This is a genomic window from Peribacillus sp. SIMBA_075 (genome assembly GCF_046534585.1).
Window position 1 is genome coordinate 1 of sequence record NZ_JAWRYN010000209.1, and the last position, 365, is coordinate 365.

Here is a 365-nt window from a genome sequence, read left to right on the forward strand (position 1 = left end):
TCACGGTGCATTGCTTCGAGATTTAATGGATATTGAATACATTCGGATTACGGAAGATCGACACAAGTATGATTAATCAATGAAGCTTTAAGCCTAGAACATATTGTTCTAGGCTTAATTAAATCCATACAAAAAGGTAAGGTACTTTCTAAAAAAGCACCTTACCTTCTATATCATATATCATTTAACTTCCAACAAACTATATTGCTAACCCCTTCGCTTTCTCCAAAGCTTTTTCAATTTGCTCAAATCCTGTCCCACCAGCACTGTTACGACGCTTTACAGCTGCATAAGGTGAAAGAACTTCATATAAATCTTCTTCAAATAACGGACTCATTTCTTTATACGTTTCAAGTGGTACATCT

Annotated in this window: 2 pseudogenes; one reads left to right on the forward strand and one right to left on the reverse strand. The window is 35.1% G+C overall.

The window, feature by feature from the left end:
- Window positions 1–76, forward strand: a pseudogene (locus tag SB775_RS27880) (ProA domain protein); the annotation flags it as partial.
- A gap of 123 nt (window positions 77–199) precedes the next feature.
- Here the strand turns inward: SB775_RS27880 and SB775_RS27885 are convergent.
- A pseudogene (locus SB775_RS27885) lies at window positions 200–365 on the reverse strand (argininosuccinate lyase); the annotation flags it as partial.